This is a genomic window from Cobetia sp., assembly GCF_983723665.1.
This window is the reverse complement of the sequence record NZ_CFDJES010000047.1, coordinates 15712-18003: the sequence shown is the minus strand read 5'-3', so window position 1 is coordinate 18003 and position 2292 is coordinate 15712. Positions and strand designations below refer to the sequence as shown.

The window sequence follows — 2292 nt, the reverse complement described above, 5'->3', positions numbered from 1 at the left end:
AGGGGCAGGACGCCACTGTCAGCAATGGTTATAAACACGCACTTTCTTATATGAATGGTATTGAAGTTGAGGCGAAAACCTTTCATTGGCCGGGGTCGGCGGCGGCGGTCAGAATGCTCGACATGCAGTGCAGGGGCGGTGGCGTGACGTGCCGGACGTGTATTGCTGCACGCGCACCGCGAAGTGTGCGGCGATAACGACATCAATGCCGGACACGACGACCACGAGGGCCGCCCCATGAGTGCAAGCGAACATCCGTCAGGGATCAGCTTCGAATTCTTCCCGCCGAATACCGAGGCCGGGCGTGAAAAGCTCAAGGGGGTTCGCGATCAGCTGGCGGCGCTGGAGCCGGAGTTCTTCTCCGTCACCTATGGCGCGGGTGGCTCCACGCGTGAGCGCACCTTCAACACCGTGCAGTCGGTCAGCGCCAGCGGCATCTGTACCGCGCCGCACCTGTCGTGTGTCGGCAGTGACCGCGGCGAGCTGCGCGAGATCCTGGCGCAATATCGCGAGCAGGGCGTCAAGCGCCTGGTGGCGTTGCGCGGGGACCTGCCCTCCGGGATGGGCTCGCGCAGCGAGCTGCGTTATGCCAACGAGCTGGTCGAGTTCGTGCGCGAGGAGACCGGCGATCACTTCGAGATCGCGGTGGCGGCCTATCCGGAGTGCCATCCGCAGGCCGACAACTACCACAGCGATCTCGAGAACTTCGCGCGCAAGATGCAGGCCGGCGCCGATATCGCCATCACCCAGTACTTCTTCAATGCCGATGCCTACTTCCACTTCGTGGAGCGCGCGCGTGCCGCCGGCATCCAGCAGCCGATCATCCCGGGGATCATGCCGATCACCAACTACACCAGGCTGGCGCGTTTCTCTGATTCCTGCGGGGCGGACATCCCGCGCTGGCTCCGCCGGCAGCTCGAGAGCTATGGCGATGACAGCGAGAGCCTTCAGGCCTTCGGCACCGAGGTGATCTCGCGCATGAGTCAGCGTCTGCTGGATGGCGGCGCGCCGGGCCTGCACTTCTATACCCTCAATCAGGCCGAGCCGTGTCTCAAGGTGCTGGAAAATCTGGGGATCTCTTCTCGTTGAGTCACGCGCGCCGGGTGCGCGCGACAAGTAATTGGAAAAGCGGCATTGAATGTGGCGTCGCTCGCCCTGAGGTCTGACGGGTAGCCGCTTGTGACAGCGGCCCGCAAGCCACTCAAGGCGTCGGCAGTGACGCCGGCCTCAGTGATGGAGAGATTGCTCATGAATCACGAGACACAGCACACGGCATCCTTTACGACCTCGTCCAGAAAGCCCCTCAAGACCGCCGCGACGGTGGCGCTCGGCGCCTGGTTGTTCGGCGGCGTCGCCCAGGCCGCCACCGAGGTGGAAATGCATCGCGTCAGCAGTGATGGCGTCGGTGAGTCCGTCGGCAGTGTCATGGCCGAGGATACCGATGATGGTCTGCTGCTGACGCCGAAGATCGAGGGGCTCGAGAGCGGCATCCACGGCTTCCACCTGCATGCCAATGCCAGCTGCGAACCGGCCGAGAAGGATGGCGAGACCGTCGCCGCGGCCGCGGCAGGTAGCCACTTTGATCCAGAAGAGACCGGTACCCACCAGGGGCCCTACGGTGACGGCCACCTCGGTGACCTTCCGGCGCTGAGCGTCGATGCCGATGGCAAGATCTCGCTGCCGGTGCTGGCACCGCGCCTCAAGGAAAGCGACCTCAGCGGCCATGCGCTGATGATCCACTCCGGCGGTGACAACTACACCGATACGCCCAAGCTGGGCGGTGGCGGCTCGCGCGTCGCCTGCGGTGTGGTCGACTGAAGAGTGGTCGACTGACCTGTGATAAATGATCTGTGATCAATTGATCATCCTGCCGAGATGACATGAAAAAGCCCCGCCAATTGGCGGGGCTTTTTCATGTCGCAGCGCTATAGCAGATGTCAGTGCAGCTTGCCGGGGTCCAGAATGCGCACCGGCTGAACCTCATCGCTCGCCGGCGTCTCGCGGGGGTCGCTCACGCGCGTGGAAATCTCGGCGAGGGTCGGCGGTTCCTCGACGGCTTGCTGTTCGAAGAAGTCGCAGGACACGCAGTCACGGTAGCGGGTCTCGTTCTGCTCCCAGGTACGCAGGCGGTCCATTGCTCCGCAGCGCGGGCAGACGGCACCGGCGATGAAGCGCTTGATGGTAGACATGGTGCCTCCAGTCAGGGTCAGGGTAGGTCTGGCAATCCCGCCTCGGGCGGATGATGCGCCATATGATACGCCCCCGACCGGTAAAGGTCAGGGGCGCATGGTC

3 protein-coding genes are annotated in these 2292 nt (G+C 63.7%); 2 read left to right on the top strand and 1 reads right to left on the bottom strand.

The features are described 5' to 3' along the window. Positions 1-237 precede the first annotated feature (237 nt). Both metF and sodC read left to right on the top strand, forming a co-directional pair. The gene (gene metF / locus AC4FAH_RS06765) at positions 238-1089 is read left to right on the top strand and encodes a methylenetetrahydrofolate reductase [NAD(P)H] (RefSeq protein ID WP_153636696.1); all 852 of its coding nucleotides are present in this window, start codon (positions 238-240) and stop codon (positions 1087-1089) included. Positions 1090-1248: 159 nt separating this feature from the next. Continuing rightward, positions 1249-1818, top strand: coding sequence for a superoxide dismutase family protein (gene sodC / locus AC4FAH_RS06760; protein WP_107335816.1), 570 nt, complete (start codon positions 1249-1251; stop codon positions 1816-1818). A gap of 119 nt (positions 1819-1937) precedes the next feature. On the opposite strand, the gene AC4FAH_RS06755 is transcribed toward sodC, so the two are convergent. Beyond that, complete coding sequence (locus AC4FAH_RS06755) at positions 1938-2189, bottom strand: YheV family putative zinc ribbon protein (RefSeq protein ID WP_225347422.1); 252 nt, start codon at positions 2187-2189, stop codon at positions 1938-1940. Positions 2190-2292 lie beyond the last annotated feature (103 nt).

Bases quoted from the DNA above. Each gene is read 5' to 3' on its own strand.
- metF (WP_153636696.1), top strand. From the start codon at position 238: ATGAGTGCAAGCGAACATCCGTCAGGGATCAGCTTCGAATTCTTCCCG.
- sodC (WP_107335816.1), top strand. From the start codon at position 1,249: ATGAATCACGAGACACAGCACACGGCATCCTTTACGACCTCGTCCAGA.
- AC4FAH_RS06755 (WP_225347422.1), bottom strand. From the start codon at position 2,189: ATGTCTACCATCAAGCGCTTCATCGCCGGTGCCGTCTGCCCGCGCTGC.